The 2925-nt window shown below is 73.7% G+C and carries 3 protein-coding genes; all 3 read right to left on the minus strand.

Going from position 1 to position 2925, the window contains the following annotated elements; all coding sequences use genetic code 11:
• Nucleotides 1-174: 174 nt before the first annotated feature.
• A complete protein-coding gene (locus AB0I76_RS26480) occupies nt 175-1218 on the minus strand; it encodes a ScpA family protein (RefSeq protein ID WP_357040818.1) in 1044 nt (347 codons plus the stop codon).
• Between the two features lie 41 nt (nt 1219-1259).
• On the minus strand, nt 1260-2183 hold the full coding sequence (locus tag AB0I76_RS26485) for an AAA family ATPase (protein WP_357040821.1): 924 nt from the start codon (nt 2181-2183) through the stop codon (nt 1260-1262).
• A gap of 173 nt (nt 2184-2356) precedes the next feature.
• Nucleotides 2357-2925 (minus strand): tyrosine-type recombinase/integrase (locus AB0I76_RS26490; protein WP_357040824.1); only part of this gene is annotated, 569 nt, incomplete at its 5' end.

Raw genomic sequence — 2925 nt, forward strand, 5'->3', positions numbered from 1 at the left:
GCCGGCGGGGGGGGGGGGGGGGGGGGGGGGGGGGGGGGGGGGGGGGGGGGGGGGGGGGGGGGGGGGGGGGGGGGGGGGGGGGGGGGGGGGCGGGCCCCCCCCGCTCCCAGGGTGGGACCCAGGCGGCGGCCTGGTCGGCCAGGGAGTCCCGGCGCTCCTCGTCGTTCATCGCGCTCACTCCTCGGTCCTTCCCGTGCGCTCCGGCTCGGCCACGTCGGCGGGCCCGGCATCAACCACGTCAGCCGACTCAGCCGCCTCGGCCACGCCGTCCGGCTCAACCGCCTCAACCGACCCCGCCACGCCGGCCTCGGGTGGCTCGGGGGTGCCGGCGTACTCGTCGATGTGCAGGTCCGGGCCGCCGTCGGCGGGGCCGGTCCAGCGTACGGTCAGCTCCTCCAGGGCCTGCTCCTGCACGAACGCCACCAGGCCCTCGCGGTACAGCTCGAGCAGCGCCAGGAACCGGGCCACCACCTCCAGGGTGATCTCGCAGTCGGCGCAGAGCAGCGAGAACGCGGCGGTGCCGGCGCGGCGCAGCCGTTCGGTGAGAATCGCCGCGTGCTCCCGGACGCTGACCCGGACCATGTGCACGTGGGCGATGGAGACCTCGGGCACCAGCTTCGGCGTCATGGCCCTGATCGCGAGTTTCAGCAGCCGCTCCGGGCCGATGCCGAGGACCAGGTCGGGCAGGGCCTCGGCGTACCGGGGCTCCAGGGTGACCGCGCGCGGGTAGCGCCGCCCACCGACCTCCTCCAGGGCCGCGATGTGCGCCGCCGCCTCCTTGTACGCCTTGTACTGCAACAGCCGGGCGAACAGCAGGTCCCGGGCCTCCAGCAGGGCGAGGTCCTCCTCGTCCTCGACCTCGGCGGCGGGCAGCAGCCGGGCCGCCTTCAGGTCGAGCAGGGTCGCGGCGATCAGCAGGAACTCGCTGGTCTCGTCCAGGTCCCACTGGTCGCCCATCGCCCGGATGTAGGCGATGAACTCGTCGGTGACCTTGTGCAGCGCCACCTCGGTGACGTCCAGCTTGTGCTTGCTGATCAGTTGCAGCAGCAGGTCGAAGGGGCCGGTGAAGTTCGCCAGCCGTACGGTGAACCCGCTCGTCGCGGCCGTGTCGTCCCCGGGGGCCGGCACCACGCCGTCGACCTCGGCAGCCAGCTCCGCCGCCACGGCCGGGTCGGCGGCCCGGTGCCCGGTGGTGGGGTCGAGGGGTGGCGCGGTCACCGGAGAACCGTAGTCCACGCTGCGGACACCCGGTGTTCCGGCTACCGCTCGGACTGCGCGGCGATCACCTCGCGGGCCAGCTGCCGGTAGTTGCGGGCCCCGGACGACGCCGGGTCGAGCGAGGTGATCGGCGCACCGGCGACGGTGGACTCCGGGAACTTCACCGTCTTGGTGATCACCGTCTGGTAGACCTTGTCGCCGAACGCCTCCACGACCCGCTGGAGGACCTGCCGGCAGTGGGTGGTGCGGCTGTCGTACATGGTCGCCAGGATGCCTTCCAGCTCCAGGTCGAAGTTGAGCCGCTCGCGGACCTTGTCGATGGTGTCCAGCAGCAGCGCCACACCGCGCAGCGAGAAGAACTCGCACTCCAGCGGGATGAGCACGCCGTGCGCGACGGTCAGCGCGTTGATCGCCAGCAGGCCCAGCGAGGGCTGGCAGTCGATCAGGATGTAGTCGTACTCCTTGCGGACGCTGCGCAGCACCCGGGCCAGGGCCATCTCCCGGGCGACCTCGTTGACCAGCTGTATCTCGGCCGCCGACAGGTCGATGTTGGCCGGGAGCAGGTGCAGGCCCGCCACGTCGGTCTTGATGAGGACGTCCTCGGCGGTGACGTCGTCCTGCATCAGCAGGTTGTAGACCGACAGGTCGAGGTTGTGCGGGTTGACGCCCAGGCCCACCGAGAGGGCGCCCTGCGGGTCGAAGTCGACCAGCAGCACCTTGCGGCCGTACTCGGCCAGGGCGGCGCCCAGGTTGATGGTCGTGGTGGTCTTGCCCACCCCGCCCTTCTGGTTGGCCATCGCGATGATCCGGGCCGGGCCGTGCCGGTCGGTCGGCATCGGCTCGGGGATCGGCTTGCGCATCGTGTAGGCCGCCGGGTCCGCCGGACCGAGGTCCGCCCCGAGCGTGGCCTGCTGCTCGCGGAGCTCCGACGTCCAGGTCTCGGCACGGTTACCGTTGCCCGCCATGTCCTCGTTGCCCCCTCCCGACGACCACCGGGCGTCGGAGTCGACCGACGTCCCTTCGCGGCGCCGCCGCGCACCCTGGGTCCGCGTCGCCCCGCCAGGTCCGCGCCGATCCCGACTGTACGCCACCGACCAGCAGGCCGTTCGGCACCCGTGCGGCGTGTCGGCGGCCGGCCTCAGCCTCGGGCCCGGGGGTGGGCCGTCGCGTACACCTCGCGCAGCCGCTCCACGGTGACCAGCGTGTAGACCTGGGTGGTGGTGACCGAGGCGTGCCCGAGCAGTTCCTGCACGACGCGGACGTCCGCGCCGCCGTCGAGCAGGTGGGTCGCGTACGAGTGGCGCAACGTGTGCGGGGATACCGCCTCCGGTCCGTCCACCGGCAGCCCGGCGCGCTGTGCCGCCCGGCGCAGGATCGTCCAGGCGCCCTGCCGGGAGAGGGTTCCCCCGCGCGCGTTGAGGAAGACCGCCGGGGTGCCCCGGCCGCCGGCGGCGAGCACCGGACGGGCCCGCACGAGGTACGCGCGCAGCGCCTCGACCGCGTACCCGCCGATCGGCACCAGGCGGGTACGTCCGCCCTTGCCGTGCAACAGGGCGGCGCCCTCGTCGACGTCCAGGTCGTCCACGGCCGCGCCGACCGCCTCGGAGATGCGCGCGCCGGTGCCGTACAGGAACTCCAGCAGTGCCCGGTCGCGCAGCGCGAGGGCCGCCCCGTCGCCGGTGGCGGTCACCGGGCCGGCGGTCTCCA

Source organism: Micromonospora sp. NPDC049799 (assembly GCF_040656655.1).
Lineage (GTDB): Bacteria > Actinomycetota > Actinomycetes > Mycobacteriales > Micromonosporaceae > Micromonospora.